This window comes from Roseateles cavernae (genome assembly GCF_040187885.1).
Taxonomy (GTDB): domain Bacteria; phylum Pseudomonadota; class Gammaproteobacteria; order Burkholderiales; family Burkholderiaceae_C; genus Roseateles_E; species Roseateles_E cavernae.
Genome location: NZ_JBDPLH010000008.1, coordinates 22,318 through 38,162 on the forward strand (window position 1 = coordinate 22,318; position 15,845 = coordinate 38,162).

Consider the following 15,845-nt stretch of genomic DNA (forward strand, 5'->3'; position numbering starts at 1 on the left):
CTCAGCGCTTGATGGGGGGCTGCAGAGCCTGCGACTGGCCCTGCACGACGACCGGTTCGAGCTGCCAGACCGCGACGCCGAGGCTGGCGGCCTGGAACAGGGCCAGCACGGTCAGCAGCAGCACGGCCAGCATCAGCACCGTGTGCAAGGCGCTGTCGGAGAAGCGGTGCAAGAAGCGCATCGAACCATGCTGGCGGAGGGACTGAAGGCTGCCGAGCCAGTGCTTGCTGTCCATGATGGTCTCCTGCTGGGGCGTGATCGATCAGCCCTCGTTCCAAGTCTAGTGGGCCGGGGCCGCCGCTTCCAGTGCGCCGCCGGCCAGCAGCGACGCCCGGTTCTCGGGCAGCACATAGACGATGCCGCGCTGCCGACCCAGCACCGGCCCGACCACGGCCTCGTAGAAGTCCACCGCGACCACCACGCAGCCCAGCGAGATCCGGTTGTCATCGGGCGTGTCCGACTGCAGCCGCTGCGGGCGACGCTCGCTGGCCGCCGCCGGGCGCAGGCGATGGATGGCCAGACCGGCCTCGTAATCAAACCAGACCACCGCTTCGCCCTGCAGATTGCGGCCCGGTTCGGACGCGAAACGTCCGGCCGGCGTGGTGCGCTCGAAGGGGAGGATCTCGGACGGGGCGCGCTGGCCCACGCCGGGCACCGCATGATCACCCGGCGCCGAACCCAGCAGCGCCGCCGCCGCACCCAGCAATTGACCGCTGCCGGCGAATACATACAGCCGGGCGTCTCGCTTGTCGACGATGGCGAAAGGGCGGCCCTGGTGGTCGTGCTGGCTCAGCACCCAGTCGGCCTGGCTGCGGGCCGCCGGCGAGGCGGGCTCCCCGGCAAAGTCGGCGCCGGCATGGCAGGCGCCGGCGAGGACGCTGCCGATGCAAAAAACGCCCATCCAGGCTCTGAACCCCATTTCCGCCCCCGTCGTCTGCTGCGTTGCCGCAAACCGGGCTCGGCCCGGTATCGATAGCGGCAATGGTATGCACGCGGCGGGCCGATCAAGGCGGAATCAAGCAGGCCAAGGCCTCTTATCTCCGGCTCAGCTGGGCCGTCGCGACAGGAGCGCGCTGGCTGGGAAGCTTGTCGAACACGGCGTCCAGCGCCTTGACCTCGGGCAGCACATAGACGACGCCGCGCTGGCTGCGGAAGGTCTTGCGCAGCACGGCCTCGTAAAAGCGCTGCGGCACATTGATGCAGCCGTAGGAGATGCGGTTGTCGGCCGGGCTGGGCGAGGCCAAGCGCTCCAGCCGGCGCTCGCTGGGCTCGAGCGCACGCACCCGGTGCATGGACACGGCCGCGTCATAGTCCACCCAGATCACATCCTCGCCCATCGAGTTGCGCCCGGGTTCGGCGATGAAGCGCCCGGCCGGGGTGGTGCGCTCCTCGGGCCGCACCTCGGCAATCGGGCGCTTGCCGATGCCGGCCACGCTGTCGTCACCGACCGCCGCGCCGAGCAGCACCGGACTGGCGCCGAGCAGACGGCCCTGGGCGTCGAACACGAAGACGCGGGCCTCCAGCTTGTCCAGGATGACGAAAGGCATCGCGCGGTGGTCACCCGAGGCGACGGCCCAGTTGGCGACCCGGCGGGCGGGCTCAGAAGCCGGCTGGGCCCGGAAGTCGGCCAGGCGGGGGGCGTCGGTGCTGGTCTGCCGGGCAACGGCCAGCGGGGCGCCGGCATTGTCCCTGCCCAGCCCGGAGCCGTTCGGCGGCAAGATCAAGGCCAGGAACGCAGCGCCCAGCAGCAGGCCCTGTCGGAGCCCGCCGAGCAATTCGGCGCGGGGTGGCAGCTCGAAGCGGGGCGGTGGGCAATAGGATCTGTACACGATGAGCGGGGGGCTGAACGTGGCGGATGTGGGGCTTCATGAAACAAGGTCCCGAAGCGCAGCGGAATCGGATCCGGGAGGCTTGGGGACCTTGTTCAACCGGCGCTCGTCAGAGCGGGCGGCTGAAGCTCATGAAGACGGCTCAGTTGCGATCGGCGCGCGGGGCGCGCTCGGTCAGCGGCGCGTTGCTGTCAGCAGGGGCTGTGCTCATCGGCGCCGGCGTGCTGCTGTCGACCGGCGGGGTCTGAGTCGAGGGCTGCGCGGTGCTGCCCGTCTCCGGCAGGGCCGTCTGGGTGCTCGGTGCCGCCGGGCTCATCTCGGTCGATTGGGCTTGCTGCTCGGCCGGCGCGGGCGCCATGGTCTGGCTGTCGCTGCTGGCCGGGGTCTGTTCCGAGGTCTGCGCATAGGCCAGGCCGATGGCGCCGACCAGGGCCGCTGCAGCAGAAATCGTCGTCAGGGTTTGCGAGATTTTCATGTCATAACTCCTTGATTGAGGTTCTGAGGGCTTCGTCAACGGAAGGCCGTGGGGCCTGACTCAAATCTAGGCTTCTGGCGGGGGCAGAAGAATCGGAAGGTGGCGCATGCGCCTGTAGGACGGTGGCTGTCAGCAATTGCTACTGCGGTTGGCGGCTGCAATGAAAAAGGGGCCGTGAGGCCCCTTGCTTGTGCTGTTGGCGGTGCTCAGATCGCCTGGGTGCGCTGCTGCAGCCAGGCCAGCGCCTCAGCGCCGAGCAGCGGGCTCAGGCGCTGGCGGACTTCGGCGTGATAGCGGTTGAGCCAGTCGATCTCATCGCTGCGCATCAGGCTCAGGTCGATGCAGCGTGTGTCGATCGGGCACAGTGTCAGCGTCTCGAAGCGCAACATATCGCCGAACTGGCCCTGCTCGGGCGTGTCGTGAGGGACGTTCAGGATCAGGTTCTCGATGCGCACACCCCATTGGCCGGGACGGTACACGCCGGGCTCGTTGGAGGTGATCATGCCGGGTTCCATCGCCATGTTCGCGTCGGGCACGGCCTTGGAGATGCTTTGCGGGCCTTCATGGACGTTCATGAAGTAGCCGACGCCATGGCCCGTGCCGTGGCCGAAGTCCAGGCCCTGCTCCCACATCGGCACGCGCGCCAGCGCATCCAGCATCGGGCTCAGCGTGCCGCGCGGGAACACCGCGCGGCTGAGGTTGATCATGCCCTTGAGCACCAGGGTGTAGTCGCGCTTCTGGGCGGCGTTGACCTGGCCGATCGGCCAGACCCGGGTGATGTCGGTCGTGCCGCCCAGGTACTGGGCGCCCGAGTCGATCAGCAGCAGGCCGTCCCCCCGGATTTCGGCATGGGATTCGGGCGTGGCACGGTAGTGCGGCATCGCGCCATTGCTGTTGAAGCCGGCGATGGTCGGGAAGCTCAGGCCCACGAAGCCGGGACGCTTGACCCGCTCGGCCGTCAGCTTCTCGTCGATGGTGATCTCGGTGATGCGCTCGCCGCGCGCCTGCGCCGCCTCGAACCAGGCGTAGAACTCACACATCGCGGCGCCGTCCTGTGCCATCGCCTCGCGCACGAAGCCGGCCTCGGCGGCGGTCTTGCGGCTCTTGGCCAGGGTGCTGGGGTTGATGGACTCGACCACGCGCACCTCGTCCGGGGCCGCCTCGCGCAGGCCCAGCGTCACGCGCTTGGGGTCCAGCAGCAGCACGGCCTCGGCAGGCAGGGCGGCCAGGGCCTGCGGCGCCTGGGCATAGTCGGCCACGCGCACGCCATCGGCCGCCAGCCGGGCCTGCAGCTCGGCCGGCAGCTTGCCGGCGCCGACGAACAGCGTGGCGCTGTGGGCATCCAGCAGCAGATGGGCCAGGAAGACCGGGTTGTAGTCGACATCGGCGCCGCGCAGGTTCAGCAGCCAGGCGATGTCGTCGACGGTGGAGATGAAGTGGTGGCTGGCGCCCTGACCGCCATTGACGGCGGCCATGCCGGCGCGCACCTGGGCCAGCTTGTCGGCACGGCTGACGGCCGCGTGCGGCGGCAGGTGTTCATAGATGGCCGCAGCGGGCAGGCCGGCACGACCCTCCCAGGCGGACTCGACCACATCGACATCGGTGCGCAGCTTGATGCCGGCGCGCAGCATCGCGGCGCGCAGCTGCTGGGCCAGCGCCAGGCCCAGCACCTGGCCGTCCACCGCCAGGGCCTGGCCCGGCTGCAACTGCTCGGCAATCCACTCGATGTAATGGGTGGCCGCGCCGGTCGGGATCTTGACCAGCTCGACGCCGGTGCCGGCCAGCTCACGCTCGGCCTGCGACCAGTAGCGGCTGTCGGCGAACACGGCGGCGCGCTCCAGCGTCACGACCAGGGTGCCCATCGAGCCGCTGAAGCCCGACAGCCATTGCCGGCCCTGCCAGCGCTCGGGCAGGTACTCGGACAGATGGGGGTCGGCCGAGGGCACGAGGGCGGCATGGGTGCCGCTGGCACGCAGGGCGTCGCGCACGCGCTCGATGCGCAGGGTGATGGGGGAGCTGCGGGTGTCCATGATGTCTCCGGCATGGCGCCTCGTGAGCGCCGTTGTGGGCTGAGCCGCGATTCTAGAGCTCGGTGCGCAGGGTCCAGAGTTCGGGGAACAACACCACGTCCAGCATCTTGCGCAGATAGCTGACGCCGCCGGTGCCGCCGGTGCCGCGCTTGAAGCCGATCACGCGCTCCACCGTCGTCACATGGCGGAAGCGCCAGAGCCGGAAGGCGTCCTCCAGATCGACCAATTCTTCGCCCATCTGGTACAGATCCCAGAAGGCCTTGGGGTCGCGGTAGACCTGCAGCCAGGCGGCCTGCACGCCTTCGTCGGCCGCATAGGGCAGGGTCCAGTCGCGCGCGGTGTGGCTGGCCGGCAGGGCGATGCCGCGCCGGGCCATCAGGCGCAGGACCTCGTCGTACAGCGACGGGGTCTCGTAGGCCTGCTGCACGGCGGCCAGCAGATCGGGCCGGTGCGCATGGGGCTTGAGCATGGCCGCGTTCTTGTTGCCCAGCATGAACTCGATCTGGCGGTATTGCGCACTCTGGAAGCCGCTGCTACTCGACAGATAGGGCCGGATCGCGCTGTACTCGGGCGGCGTCATCGTGCCCAAGACATCCCAGGCATGGACCAGTTGCTCCATGATGCGCGAGACCCGGGCCAGCATCTTGAAGGCCTCGGGCAGTTGGTCTGCCGCGACATGGCGCACCGCGCCATGCAGCTCGTGCAGCATCAGCTTCATCCACAGCTCCGAGGTCTGGTGCTGGACGATGAAGAGCATCTCGTTATGGTCGGGCGAGAGCGGATGCTGGGCGCTCAGCACCTGGTCCAGGTGCAGGTAGTCGCCGTAGCTCATGTCTTTGGAGAAGTCGAGCTGGGCGCCTTCTTCCTTGACGACGTTCTCGGTGTGATGGAGAGGGCAACTCATGTGACCGCCGATTTTTCATTGAAACGTGCTTCTTGCCATTCGCCGCTGGCCAGCACCTGGCGCAGGTGTTCGATGGCGTCCCAGACCTCGGCGAAGCCGATGTACAGCGGCGTGAAGCCGAAGCGCAGGATGTGCGGCACCTGGTCCAGCCGGGCCGGATCGCCGGCGCGGAAATCGCCGATCACGCCGCGCGCGATCAGGGCCTGAACCACGGCATAGCCGGCCTGGTCCAGAGGCGCTTTCAAGGCCAGGCAGACTTGGCTGCCGCGCCGCACTGCTTCGCGCGGCGACACCACATAAACGCCCAGTTCGCCGCAACGCTCCTCGGCCAATGCCGCGAAGGCCTCGGTCAGCGCCAGCGACTTCTCGCGCAGCGCCGCCATGCCGCCCAGCGGCTCGGCCGCCAGCACCGTGTCGACGCCGCATTCCAGCGCCGATGTCGCGATCACCGAGGGGGTGCCGCAGACATAGCGGCGCACCCCGGGCGCGGGCTGATAGCCGGGCGTGAACTGGAAGGGCGCGGCATGACCCATCCAGCCGGACAAGGGCTGCCAGAAGCGGTCGGTGTGGCGCGGATGCACCCAGACAAAAGCCGGCGCGCCGGGGCCCCCGTTCAGGTATTTGTAGCCGCAGCCGATCGCGAAGTCGGCCTTGGCGCCGTTCAGGTCCACCGGCACCGCGCCGGCCGAATGGGCCAGGTCCCAGACGGTCAGCGCGCCGGCGGCCTGGGCGGCAGCGGTCAGCGCCGCCATATCGTGGCGGTAGCCGGTGCGGTAATTGACCTCGGTGAGCATCAGCACCGCGAGCTCGGTGTTCAGCGTCGCCGGGATCTCGTCCACGCTGTCCACCAGCTCCAGGCTCATGCCATGCTGGGCGCACAGGCTCTCGGCGATATAGAGATCGGTCGGGAAGTTGCTGCGCTCGGAGACGATCACCTTGCGCTGCGGGGCATCCGCTTGCGCGATGCGGATCGCCGCGGCCAGCACCTTGTAGAGGTTCAGCGAGGTCGAGTCCGCAACAATCAGCTCGCCCGGCGCCGCGCCGACCAGGCGGGCGATCTTGTCGCCGACCCGCTCGGGCAGATGCATCCAGTCGGCCGTGTTCCAGCTCTTGATCAGGTCCTGGCCCCATTCGCGGGCGATCACGTCCTGCACGCGCGCCGCGGTGGCCTTAGGCAGCACGCCCAGCGAATTGCCGTCCAGATAGATCACGCCGGCGGGCAGCTCGAACTGGGCCTTCAGGCCGCGCAGCGGATCGGCGGCGTCGCGTGCCAGCGCTTCGTCTCTTGTCTTCATCGTCATCACTCAAACTCCATCAAAGCGCACGCAGCACGGCGCGCACGGGGGATGCACAGGCGCCAGCCAACTTCAGTGGCAGCGCGATCAATTCATAGTCGCCCTCGGCGACCTCGTCGAGCACCAGGTTCTCCAGCACGCGCAAGTCCAGGCGCAAGAGCTGCTGGTGGCTGTCCAGGCTCTTGCTGCTGGCCGGATCGACCGAGGGCGTGTCCAGGCCGATCAGGCGCACGCCCTGGGCAGCCAGCCATTCGACGGTCTCGGGTGCATAGGCCGTGAAGTCCGGGTTCCAGGCCGTGTCGGCCCTCTCGCAGCAGCGCACCAGCACGCGCGGCGGCAGGTCCTGCGCCGCATGCTGCAGGTGCTCGATGCGGATCAGCGGCCCGCAAGCGATCGCATGGATCACACGGCAGGGGCCCAGATAGGCGTCCAGATCGACCTCGGCCGCACTGGCCACGCCATCGGCGTAGTGCAGCGGCGCATCGGCATGCGCGCCGACATGGGGCGACATCGTGATCGCGCTCAGATTGACCGGACAAACCGGCTCAAGCGTCGACAGCCGCGCGGTCCAGCGCAGCGCATAGGGCTCGTCGCCCGGGAAGATGGGCGAATCGCTCGCCACGACGGGGGAGATATCCCAGAGGCGTCGTTTCATGGAGGACTCCTTTTCAACAGCGGCGGCACCTTAACAAGGCAGCGCAGGCCGTGGTGTCGGTTAATTCCAACAGGACTTGAAAGCGGCGTTCGATGTGCTGATCGCGGGTAAGTCCCGAGTTTGGCACAGGCTGAAAGTAATTGACACTTAAACTATCGATGCCTAAAGTTAGCCCAACTCTGGAGATCCAGGAATGCGCATCACCTGCATAGGCGGCGGTCCCGCCGGTCTGTATTTCGCGCTGCTGATGAAGCAGCAGGACCCGACCAACGAGGTCACCGTGCTGGAGCGCAACCGCGCCGGCGACACCTTCGGCTGGGGTGTCGTGTTCTCCGACCAGACCCTGGCAGCGCTGCGCGAAGCCGACCCCAAGACGGCCGGGCAGATCCTCGACGCCTTCAATCACTGGGACGATATCGCGGTCCATATCCAGGGCCAGACCCAGGTCTCCGGCGGCCACGGCTTCTGCGGGATCGGCCGCATGAAATTGCTGAACATCCTGCAGGAGCGTTGCGCCGAGTTGGGCGTGGAGATCCGTTACCAGAGCGATGTGCAGGACGATGCCGACATCGACGCCGACCTGATCATCGCGGCCGACGGCCTGAACAGCCGGCTGCGCACGAAGTACGCCGCCACCTACCAGCCCGATATCGATCTGCGCCAATGCCGCTTCGTCTGGCTGGGCACGACCAAGCTGTTCGATGCCTTCACCTTCGACTTCCAGTCCACCGAGTGGGGCTGGTTCCAGGCCCATGCCTACCGCTTCGACGAGACGCACTCGACCTTCATCGTCGAGGCGCCGGAGAGCGTCTGGCAGGCCGCCGGCCTGGAGGCGATGAGCAAGGAGGAGGGCATCGCCTTCTGTGAAAAACTGTTCGCCAAGGTGCTGGACGGCCACAAGCTGATCTCCAACGCCTCGCATCTGCGCGGCTCGGCCCAGTGGATACGCTTTCCGCGCGTGGTCTGCAAGCACTGGGTGCATCACAACGGCCGCGCGCCGGTGGTGCTGATGGGCGATGCGGCCCACACCGCTCACTTTTCGATCGGCTCCGGCACCAAGCTGGCGCTCGAAGATGCGATCGGCCTGGCACGGGACATCGGCGCCCACGGTGGCGATCTGACAGCGGCGCTGCAGCACTACGAGGCCACCCGCAGCATCGAGGTCTTGCGCATCCAGAACGCCGCACGCAACTCGACCGAGTGGTTCGAGAACGTGGCCCGCCACGCCAATCTGGCACCCGAACAGTTCGCCTATTCGCTGCTGACACGCTCGCAGCGCATCTCGCACGAGAACCTGCGGCTGCGCGATGCCGGCTATGTGGAGCGCTTCGAGCAATGGCTGGGCCAGCGCTGCGGCATCGCCAAGGCCGTGCCGCCGATGTTCACGCCCTTCACGCTGAAGGGCTTGACGCTGAAGAACCGCGTCGTCGTCTCGCCGATGGCGCAGTACTCTTGTGTCGACGGCCTGCCCGGCGACTATCACCTGACGCATCTGGGCGCCCGCGCGATGGGCGGTGCCGGCCTGGTGTTTGCCGAAATGACCTGCCCCTCGGCCGATGGGCGCATCACGCCGGGCTGCCCGGGCCTCTATACCGACGAGCAGGGCGCCGCGTGGCAGCGCATCGTCGATTTCGTCCATGCCCACAGCACGGCCAAGATCGCGATCCAGATCGGCCATGCCGGCGCCAAGGGCTCGACCCGGGTGGCCTGGGAGGGCATCGACCAGCCGCTGCGGGATGGGGAAGGGGGCGGCAACTGGCCGCTGATCTCGGCCTCGCCCCAGCAGTATCTGGATGGGGTCAGCCAGGTCTCGCGGGCGATGACGCGGGACGATATGGACCGTGTTCGCGACGATTTTGTTGCCGCCACCAGGCGCGCACTGACGGCTGGCTTCGACTGGCTGGAGCTGCATTGCGCCCACGGCTATCTGCTGTCCAGTTTCATCTCGCCGCTGACCAACCAGCGCAGCGACGAGTACGGCGGCGCTTTGGAAAATCGCCTGCGCTATCCGCTGGAGGTGTTCGCCGCGATGCGCGCGATCTGGCCGCAAGAGAAACCGATGTCGGTGCGGATCTCGGCCCATGACTGGGTGGACGGAGGCATCACGCCGGAAGACGCGGTGCAGATCGCCGCAGCCTTCAAGACGGCCGGCGCCGACCTGATCGACGTCTCCTCGGGCCAGGTCAGCAAGAAGGAAAAGCCGACCTATGGCCGCATGTGGCAGACGCCGTTCTCCGAGAGCATACGCAACCGCGTCGGCATCGCGACGATCGCGGTCGGCGCGATCTCCGAGGCCGACCATGTCAACAGCATCATCGCGGCCGGCCGTGCCGATCTGTGCGCGATCGCCCGCCCGCATCTGGCCAATCCGGCCTGGACGCTGACGGAGGCCGCGCGCATCGGCTACCTGGGCGGGCAGGGCGTCGATTGGCCGCCGCAATACCAGGCCGGCAAGGTGCAGCTGGAGCGCGAGTTCGAGCGGCAGCGGGCCCAGGCTGCGGCCGGCGCGGGCATGTCCGCGCTGGAGCAGGCCAACAAGGCCTTGGGAGTTTGATGTGACTGAGCTTCAAGGTCTGCATGCGGTGGTGACCGGCGGTGGCAGCGGCATCGGCGCGGCGGTGGCGGCTCGCCTGCTGGCGGGCGGCGCGCGCGTGACGCTGATGGGCCGCAGCATCGAGAAGCTGCAGGCGCAGCAGGCGCTGCTCGGCGGCGATGTTGCGGTGCAGACCGTCGACATCGGCGACGAGGCCAGCGTGAAAGCAGCCTTCGCGGCCGTCGGCGCGGTGGACATCTTGGTGAACAACGCCGGCCAGGTCGAGACCGCGCCGCTGCATCGCACCAGCCTGGCGCTGTGGCAGCAACTGCTCAACGTCAATCTGACCGGAACTTTTCTGTGCTCGCGCGAGGTGATGGCGGGCATGAGCGAGCGCGGCTTCGGCCGCATCATCAATGTGGCCAGCACCGCCGCGCTGAAGGGCTATGCCTATGTGGCGGCCTATTGCGCGGCCAAGCATGGCGTGCTCGGGCTGACCCGGGCGATGGCGCTGGAGCTGGCGCGCAAGGGCGTGACGGTCAACGCGGTCTGCCCCGGCTATACCGAGACCGACATCGTCGCGCAGGCGGTGGCGACCATCAGCGAGAAGACGGGCCGCAGCGCCGAGGCGGCGCGCGCCGAGCTGGCCGCCAGCAACCCGCAGGGCCGGCTTGTACAGCCCGAAGAGGTGGCCGCCAGCGTGCTGTGGCTGGCGCGGCGCGACAGCGGCGCGATCACCGGCCAGGCGATCGCGGTCTGCGGCGGGGAGCTGATGTGATGCTGGACGAGAGCCCCGATATCGAATCCCGCGTCAATGACCAGGACCACCAGGCGCTGAAGCTGTGGCTGCGCTTGCTGGCCTGCACGACCCGTATCGAGGACCAGATCCGCCAACGCCTGCGCCACGATTTCGCCACCACCTTGCCGCGCTTCGATCTGCTGGCCCAGCTGGAGCGGAATCCGGAGGGCCTGGCGATGCGTGAGCTCTCGCAGCGCCTGATGGTGACCGGCGGCAATGTCACCGGCATCACCGATCAGCTGGAGGCCGAAGGGCTGGTGCAGCGCGAGCCGCACGCGACCGACCGCCGCAGCTTCACCGTCAAGCTGACGCCGGCCGGCAAGCGCCAATTCAAGCGCATGGCCGCGACGCATGAGGGCTGGATCGTCGAGCTGCTCAGCGGCTGGAGCGCCGAGGAGAAGGCCCAGGTCTATGCACTGCTGGCGGGTCTGAAGACACATCTGGCCGAGACAACCAGGAAGTAGAAAGAAAGAAGTCATATGGACCAACATCTGATCGCCGGCAATCGCCGCAGCCTGGCGGGCTTTGCGCCGCAGCACTTCGGCTGGCGCCAGGAGGGCGCGGTCGGCGTGATCACGCTGAACCGGCCCGAGCGCAAGAACCCGCTGACCTTCGAGTCCTATGCCGAGCTGCGCGATCTGTTCCGCACGCTGAGCTATGTGGACGAGGTCGGCGTCATCGTCGTGCAGGGCGCCGGCGGCAATTTCTGCTCCGGCGGCGATGTGCACGAGATCATCGGCCCGCTGACCAAGATGAGCATGCCGGATCTCTTGGCCTTCACCCGCATGACCGGCGATCTGGTCAAGGCGATGCGGGCCTGCCCGCAGCCGGTGATCTCGGCCATCGACGGCGTCTGCGCCGGCGCCGGCGCCATCATCGCGATGGCCTCGGACCTGCGCGTCGGTACCGCGCGCAGCAAGACTGCCTTTCTCTTCACCCGCGTCGGCCTGGCCGGCTGCGATATGGGCGCCTGCGCCATCCTGCCGCGCATCGTCGGCCAGGGCCGCGCCTCGGACCTGCTGTATTCGGGCCGCAGCCTCGGCGGCGAGGAAGGGTTGAGCTGGGGCTTTATGAACCGGCTGGCCGAGCCCGAGGCGCTGCAAGCCGAGGCCCTGACCTGGGCCGCACAGATCGCCGAAGGGCCGGGCTTCGGCCATGCGATGACCAAGAAGATGCTGCACCAGGAATGGGCCATGGGCGTCGACGAGGCGATCGAGTCGGAAGCACAGGCGCAGGCGATCTGCATGATGACCCAGGATTTCCATCGTGCGTATCACGCCTTTGTCGCCAAGCAGCGACCCGTCTTCGAGGGCAACTGAGATGCACCTGAAACACCTGGCCTGGCCCTTCTTCGACGACAAGCACCGTGCGCTGGCACGCGAGCTGGATGCCTGGTGCGCCACGCACCTGGATCATGCACACGGTGAAGACGATGTGGACGCCCAGTGCAAGCAACTGGTCAAGGCCCTGGGCGCGGCCGGCTGGCTGAACCACGCGGTGGCCGGCGAGGGCGAGGCCATAGACACCCGGGCGATCTGTCTGCTGCGCGAGACCTTGGCGCGCTACAACGGCCTGGCCGATTTCGCCTTCGCGATGCAGGGCCTGGGCTCGGGCGCGATTTCGCTGATGGGCACGCCGGCGCAGCGCGAGCGTTACTTGCCGCGCGTGGCGCGCGGGGAGGCGCTGGCGGCGTTTGCGCTGTCCGAGCCCGAGGCCGGTTCCGATGTCGCGGCGATGCAGTGCAGCGCCACCGAAGACGGCGACGGCTATCTGTTGAACGGCGAGAAGACCTGGATTTCCAACGGGGGCATCGCGGATTTCTATGTGCTGTTCGCGCGCACTGGGGAAGCTCCGGGATCGCGTGGCATCAGCGCCTTCATCGTCGATGCGGGACTGCCGGGCTTCGAGATCGCCGAGCGCATCGAGGTGATCGCACCGCACCCGTTGGCGCGGCTGAAGTTCACGAACTGCCGCGTGTCCAAGAGCCAGATGATCGGCGTGCCGGGCGAGGGCTTCAAGGTGGCGATGCGCACCCTGGATGTGTTCCGCACCTCGGTCGCCGCCGCCGCGCTGGGCTTTGCGCGGCGCGCGCTGCAAGAAGGTTTGCGCCAGGCGCACGAGCGGCCGATGTTTGGCGCGACTCTTGCTGATCTGCCCTTGACGCAGGCCAAGCTGGCCGACATGGCCTGCACGGTGGACAGCGCGGCCCTCTTGGTCTACCGCGCCGCCTGGCAGCGCGATCAAGGCCACAACATCACCCGCGAAGCGGCCATGGCCAAGCTGATGGCCACCGAGGGCGCGCAGCAGGTGATCGACGCCGCCGTGCAGCTGCACGGTGGGCGCGGCGTGCGGCGCGGCGAGATCGTCGAGTCGCTGTACCGCGAGATCCGCGCGTTGCGGATCTACGAGGGGGCCAGCGAAGTCCAGCAGTTGATCATCGGTCGAGACCTACTGAAGAACGGTTGAAGAGAAGACGACATGAGCTACACCGCCCACCTGGATACCTTTGCACGCGACAACCTCCCGCCCAAGGACCAGTGGCCGGAGCTGGTGTTCGATCTGCCCGAGCTGCAGTTCCCCGAGCGGCTGAACTGCGCGCATGAGCTGCTGGACCGCTGGGTCGAGCAGGGGCAGGGCGAGCGCTTGTGCATGCAGGGTGTCGGCGTGCACTGGACCTATGCGCAGTTGCAGGCCCAGGCCAACCGCATCGCCCGCGTGCTGGTCGAGGATCTGGGCGTGGTGCCCGGCAACCGAGTGCTGCTGCGCGGCGCGAACACGCCGCAGATGGCGGCCTGCTGGTTCGCGATCATGAAGGTCGGCGCGATCGCGGTCGCGACGATGCCGCTGCTGCGCGCCAAGGAGCTGTGCCAGGTGGTGCAGAAGGCCCAGGTCAGCCATGCGCTGTGCGATGCACGCCTGGCCGAGGAGCTGACGCTGGCGCAGGCGCAATGCCCGACCTTGAAATCGGTCGCCTACTACTTCAGCGAGGCCCCGGACGGCATCGAGGCCCGCGCCGCCGGCAAGCCCGCCGCGTTCGCCAACGTCGAGACCGCTTCTGACGACTGCTGCATCATCGCCTTCACCTCGGGCACGACCGGCGAGCCCAAGGGCACGATGCACTTCCACCGCGACGTGATGGCGATCTGCCGCTGCTGGCCGCCCCATGTGTTGCGGCCCGAGGCGTCGGACATCTTCATTGGCAGCCCGCCGCTGGCCTTCACCTTCGGCCTGGGCGGCCTGGTGCTGTTCCCGATGAGTGTCGGCGCCTCGACCGTGCTGCTGGAGAAGGCCGGGCCCGACGCCTTGCTGCCGGCCATCGCCCAGTACCGCGCCACCGTTTGCTTCACCGCGCCGACCTCGTACCGGGTGATGGCGTCCCAAGTCGGCGCGTACGACATCGCCAGCCTGCGCAAATGCGTCAGCGCCGGCGAGGCGCTGCCGGCCGCCACCCGGCAGCTGTGGAAGGAGGCCAGCGGCATCGAGATGATCGACGGCATCGGTGCCACCGAGCTGCTGCACATCTTCATCTCGCACACCGAGGCGCAGGCCAAGCCCGGCGCCACCGGTACACCGGTGCCCGGCTACCGCGCCTGCGTGATGGACGATGAGGGCCAGGTCTTGCCTGCGGGGCAGATCGGCAAGCTGGCCGTCCAGGGGCCGACCGGCTGCCGCTACCTGGCCGACGCCCGCCAGGGCAAGTATGTGAAGAACGGCTGGAACCTGACCGGCGACGCCTACCTGATCGACGATGAGGGCTTCTTCGTCTACCAGTCCCGCACCGACGACATGATCGTCTCGGGTGGCTACAACATCGCCGGCCCCGAGGTCGAGAGCGCCTTGCTGGCCCACCCCAAGGTGGCTGAGTGCGGCGTGGTCGGCGTGGCCGACGCGGAGCGCGGCCAGATCGTCAAGGCCTTTGTCGTGCTGCGTCCCGGTGTGCAGGAGCAGCTCGGGCAAGACCCGACCCTGGTGCGCGAGCTGCAGGACTATGTGAAGGCGAACATCGCCCCCTACAAATACCCCCGTGCGATAGAGTTCCGCGCCAGCCTGCCACGCACCGAGACCGGCAAGCTGCAACGATTCCGTCTGCGCCAAGAAGGCTGAACCATCCACCCCACCCCTACGGAGATTGGTATGAAGAAGAAAAACCTTGCTGTTCTGTATGCCGCGATGATGTTGGGACTCAGTGCCGCCGGCGGCAGCGCCTGGGCGGCGGACAAGGTCAAGATCGGTCTCTTGTCCACGCTGTCCGGCCCCGGCGCCGGCCTGGGTGTGGACATCCGCGACGGCTTCAATCTGGCCGTCAAGCATGCGGGTGGCAAGTTCGGCGGTCTGCCGGTCGAGGTGATCACGGCCGACGACCAGCAGAACCCCGATGTCGCCAAGCAGACCTCGGAGCGTCTGCTCAAGCGCGACAAGGTCGACTTCATGACCGGCATCGTGTTCTCCAACATCATGCTGGCGGTCGGCCCCAGCGTCTTCGACAGCAAGACGCCCTATGTGTCAGCCAATGCCGGCCCCTCGCAGTACGCCGGCGAGCAGTGCAACCCCTACTTCTTCAACGTCGCCTGGCAGAACGACAATCTGCACGAGGCGGTCGGCAAGACCGTGATGGACAAGGGCTTCAAGAAGGTCGTCGTGCTGGCCCCCAACTACCCCGCGGGCAAGGATGCGATCACCGGCTTCAAGCGCTTCTACAAGGGGGCGGTGGCCGACGAGATCTACACCAAGCTCGGCCAGCTCGACTACTCGGCCGAACTGGCCCAGGCCCGCGCCGCCAAGCCCGATGCGATGTACATCTTCCTGCCGGGCGGCATGGGCATCAACTTCATCAAGCAGTTCGTCGGCGCCGGCCTGTCCAAGGATGTGACCCTGTTCGGCCCCGGCTTCTCGGCCGACGAGGATGTGATCAAGGCCGTCGGCGAGCCGATGCTGGGCATGTTCAACAGCTCGCACTGGGCCCATGACATGGACAACCCGGCCAACAAGAAGTTCGTCGCCGACTTCCTGAAGGACTACGGCCGCCTGCCTTCGCTCTATGCCAGCCAGGGCTATGACGCGGCGTTGTCGATCGCCGCCGCGGTGCGCGATGTCAAGGGCAAGGTCGAGGACAAGCCGGCCGTGCTGAAGGCGCTGAAGGCCGCGAAGTTCGACTCGGTGCGCGGGCCTTTCAAGTACAACAACAACCAGTACCCGGTGCAGGACTATTACCTGCGCGTGATCACCAAGGACACGCAGGGCCGTGTGACCAACAAGACACTCGGCAAGATCTTCTCGAATCACGCGGACGCCTATGCGGCCTCGTGCAAGATGAAGTAAGCATCG

Annotated in this window: 15 protein-coding genes; 7 read left to right on the forward strand and 8 right to left on the reverse strand. The window is 67.6% G+C overall.

The genetic code is table 11. The annotated features are described in order from the left end of the window. Nucleotide 1 precedes the first annotated feature (1 nt). The 8 genes from ABGI63_RS18970 to kynB form a co-directional block, all read right to left on the reverse strand. Nucleotides 2–235: a hypothetical protein gene (locus ABGI63_RS18970; protein WP_349743950.1), complete on the reverse strand. Its 234-nt coding sequence runs from the start codon at nt 233–235 to the stop codon at nt 2–4. A gap of 45 nt (nt 236–280) precedes the next feature. Continuing rightward, nucleotides 281–901, reverse strand: a complete 621-nt coding sequence (locus tag ABGI63_RS18975; RefSeq protein WP_349743951.1) for a L,D-transpeptidase — start codon at nt 899–901, stop codon at nt 281–283. 133 nt (nt 902–1,034) lie between these two features. After that, complete coding sequence (locus tag ABGI63_RS18980; protein WP_349743952.1) at nt 1,035–1,829, reverse strand: hypothetical protein; 795 nt, start codon at nt 1,827–1,829, stop codon at nt 1,035–1,037. A gap of 142 nt (nt 1,830–1,971) precedes the next feature. Then, nucleotides 1,972–2,304: a hypothetical protein gene (locus ABGI63_RS18985; RefSeq protein WP_349743953.1), complete on the reverse strand. Its 333-nt coding sequence runs from the start codon at nt 2,302–2,304 to the stop codon at nt 1,972–1,974. A 206-nt stretch (nt 2,305–2,510) separates the two neighbouring features. Next, on the reverse strand, nt 2,511–4,334 hold the full coding sequence (locus ABGI63_RS18990; protein WP_349743954.1) for an aminopeptidase P family protein: 1,824 nt from the start codon (nt 4,332–4,334) through the stop codon (nt 2,511–2,513). 52 nt (nt 4,335–4,386) lie between these two features. Next, nucleotides 4,387–5,238, reverse strand: a complete 852-nt coding sequence (gene kynA / locus ABGI63_RS18995; protein ID WP_349743956.1) for a tryptophan 2,3-dioxygenase — start codon at nt 5,236–5,238, stop codon at nt 4,387–4,389. After that, nucleotides 5,235–6,533, reverse strand: coding sequence for a kynureninase (gene kynU, locus ABGI63_RS19000; protein WP_349744177.1), 1,299 nt, complete (start codon nt 6,531–6,533; stop codon nt 5,235–5,237). Before kynU ends, kynA begins: the two co-directional genes overlap by 4 nt. A gap of 19 nt (nt 6,534–6,552) precedes the next feature. Beyond that, the gene (gene kynB, locus ABGI63_RS19005) at nt 6,553–7,188 is read right to left on the reverse strand and encodes an arylformamidase (RefSeq protein WP_349743957.1); all 636 of its coding nucleotides are present in this window, start codon (nt 7,186–7,188) and stop codon (nt 6,553–6,555) included. A gap of 193 nt (nt 7,189–7,381) precedes the next feature. Here kynB and ABGI63_RS19010 point away from each other — a divergent pair, with 193 nt between their 5' ends. The 7 genes from ABGI63_RS19010 to ABGI63_RS19040 all read left to right on the forward strand — a co-directional run bounded on the left by ABGI63_RS19010 (nt 7,382) and on the right by ABGI63_RS19040 (nt 15,839). After that, complete coding sequence (locus ABGI63_RS19010) at nt 7,382–9,742, forward strand: bifunctional salicylyl-CoA 5-hydroxylase/oxidoreductase (RefSeq protein WP_349743959.1); 2,361 nt, start codon at nt 7,382–7,384, stop codon at nt 9,740–9,742. 1 nt (nt 9,743) lies between these two features. After that, the gene (locus tag ABGI63_RS19015) at nt 9,744–10,499 is read left to right on the forward strand and encodes an SDR family NAD(P)-dependent oxidoreductase (RefSeq protein ID WP_349743960.1); all 756 of its coding nucleotides are present in this window, start codon (nt 9,744–9,746) and stop codon (nt 10,497–10,499) included. Next, nucleotides 10,499–10,984 (forward strand): MarR family winged helix-turn-helix transcriptional regulator, encoded by a 486-nt coding sequence (locus tag ABGI63_RS19020; protein WP_349743962.1) that lies wholly within the window; start codon nt 10,499–10,501, stop codon nt 10,982–10,984. The genes ABGI63_RS19015 and ABGI63_RS19020 overlap by 1 nt, the downstream gene beginning before the upstream one ends. Nucleotides 10,985–10,999: 15 nt before the next feature. Then, nucleotides 11,000–11,839 (forward strand): enoyl-CoA hydratase family protein, encoded by an 840-nt coding sequence (locus ABGI63_RS19025; RefSeq protein WP_349743964.1) that lies wholly within the window; start codon nt 11,000–11,002, stop codon nt 11,837–11,839. A 1-nt stretch (nt 11,840) separates the two neighbouring features. After that, complete coding sequence (locus ABGI63_RS19030; protein WP_349743965.1) at nt 11,841–12,986, forward strand: acyl-CoA dehydrogenase family protein; 1,146 nt, start codon at nt 11,841–11,843, stop codon at nt 12,984–12,986. A 12-nt stretch (nt 12,987–12,998) separates the two neighbouring features. After that, entirely contained in the window at nt 12,999–14,624 is a 1,626-nt protein-coding gene (locus tag ABGI63_RS19035) for an AMP-binding protein (RefSeq protein WP_349743967.1), read from the forward strand. Nucleotides 14,625–14,690: 66 nt separating this feature from the next. Then, nucleotides 14,691–15,839 (forward strand): ABC transporter substrate-binding protein, encoded by a 1,149-nt coding sequence (locus tag ABGI63_RS19040; protein ID WP_349744179.1) that lies wholly within the window; start codon nt 14,691–14,693, stop codon nt 15,837–15,839. Nucleotides 15,840–15,845 lie beyond the last annotated feature (6 nt).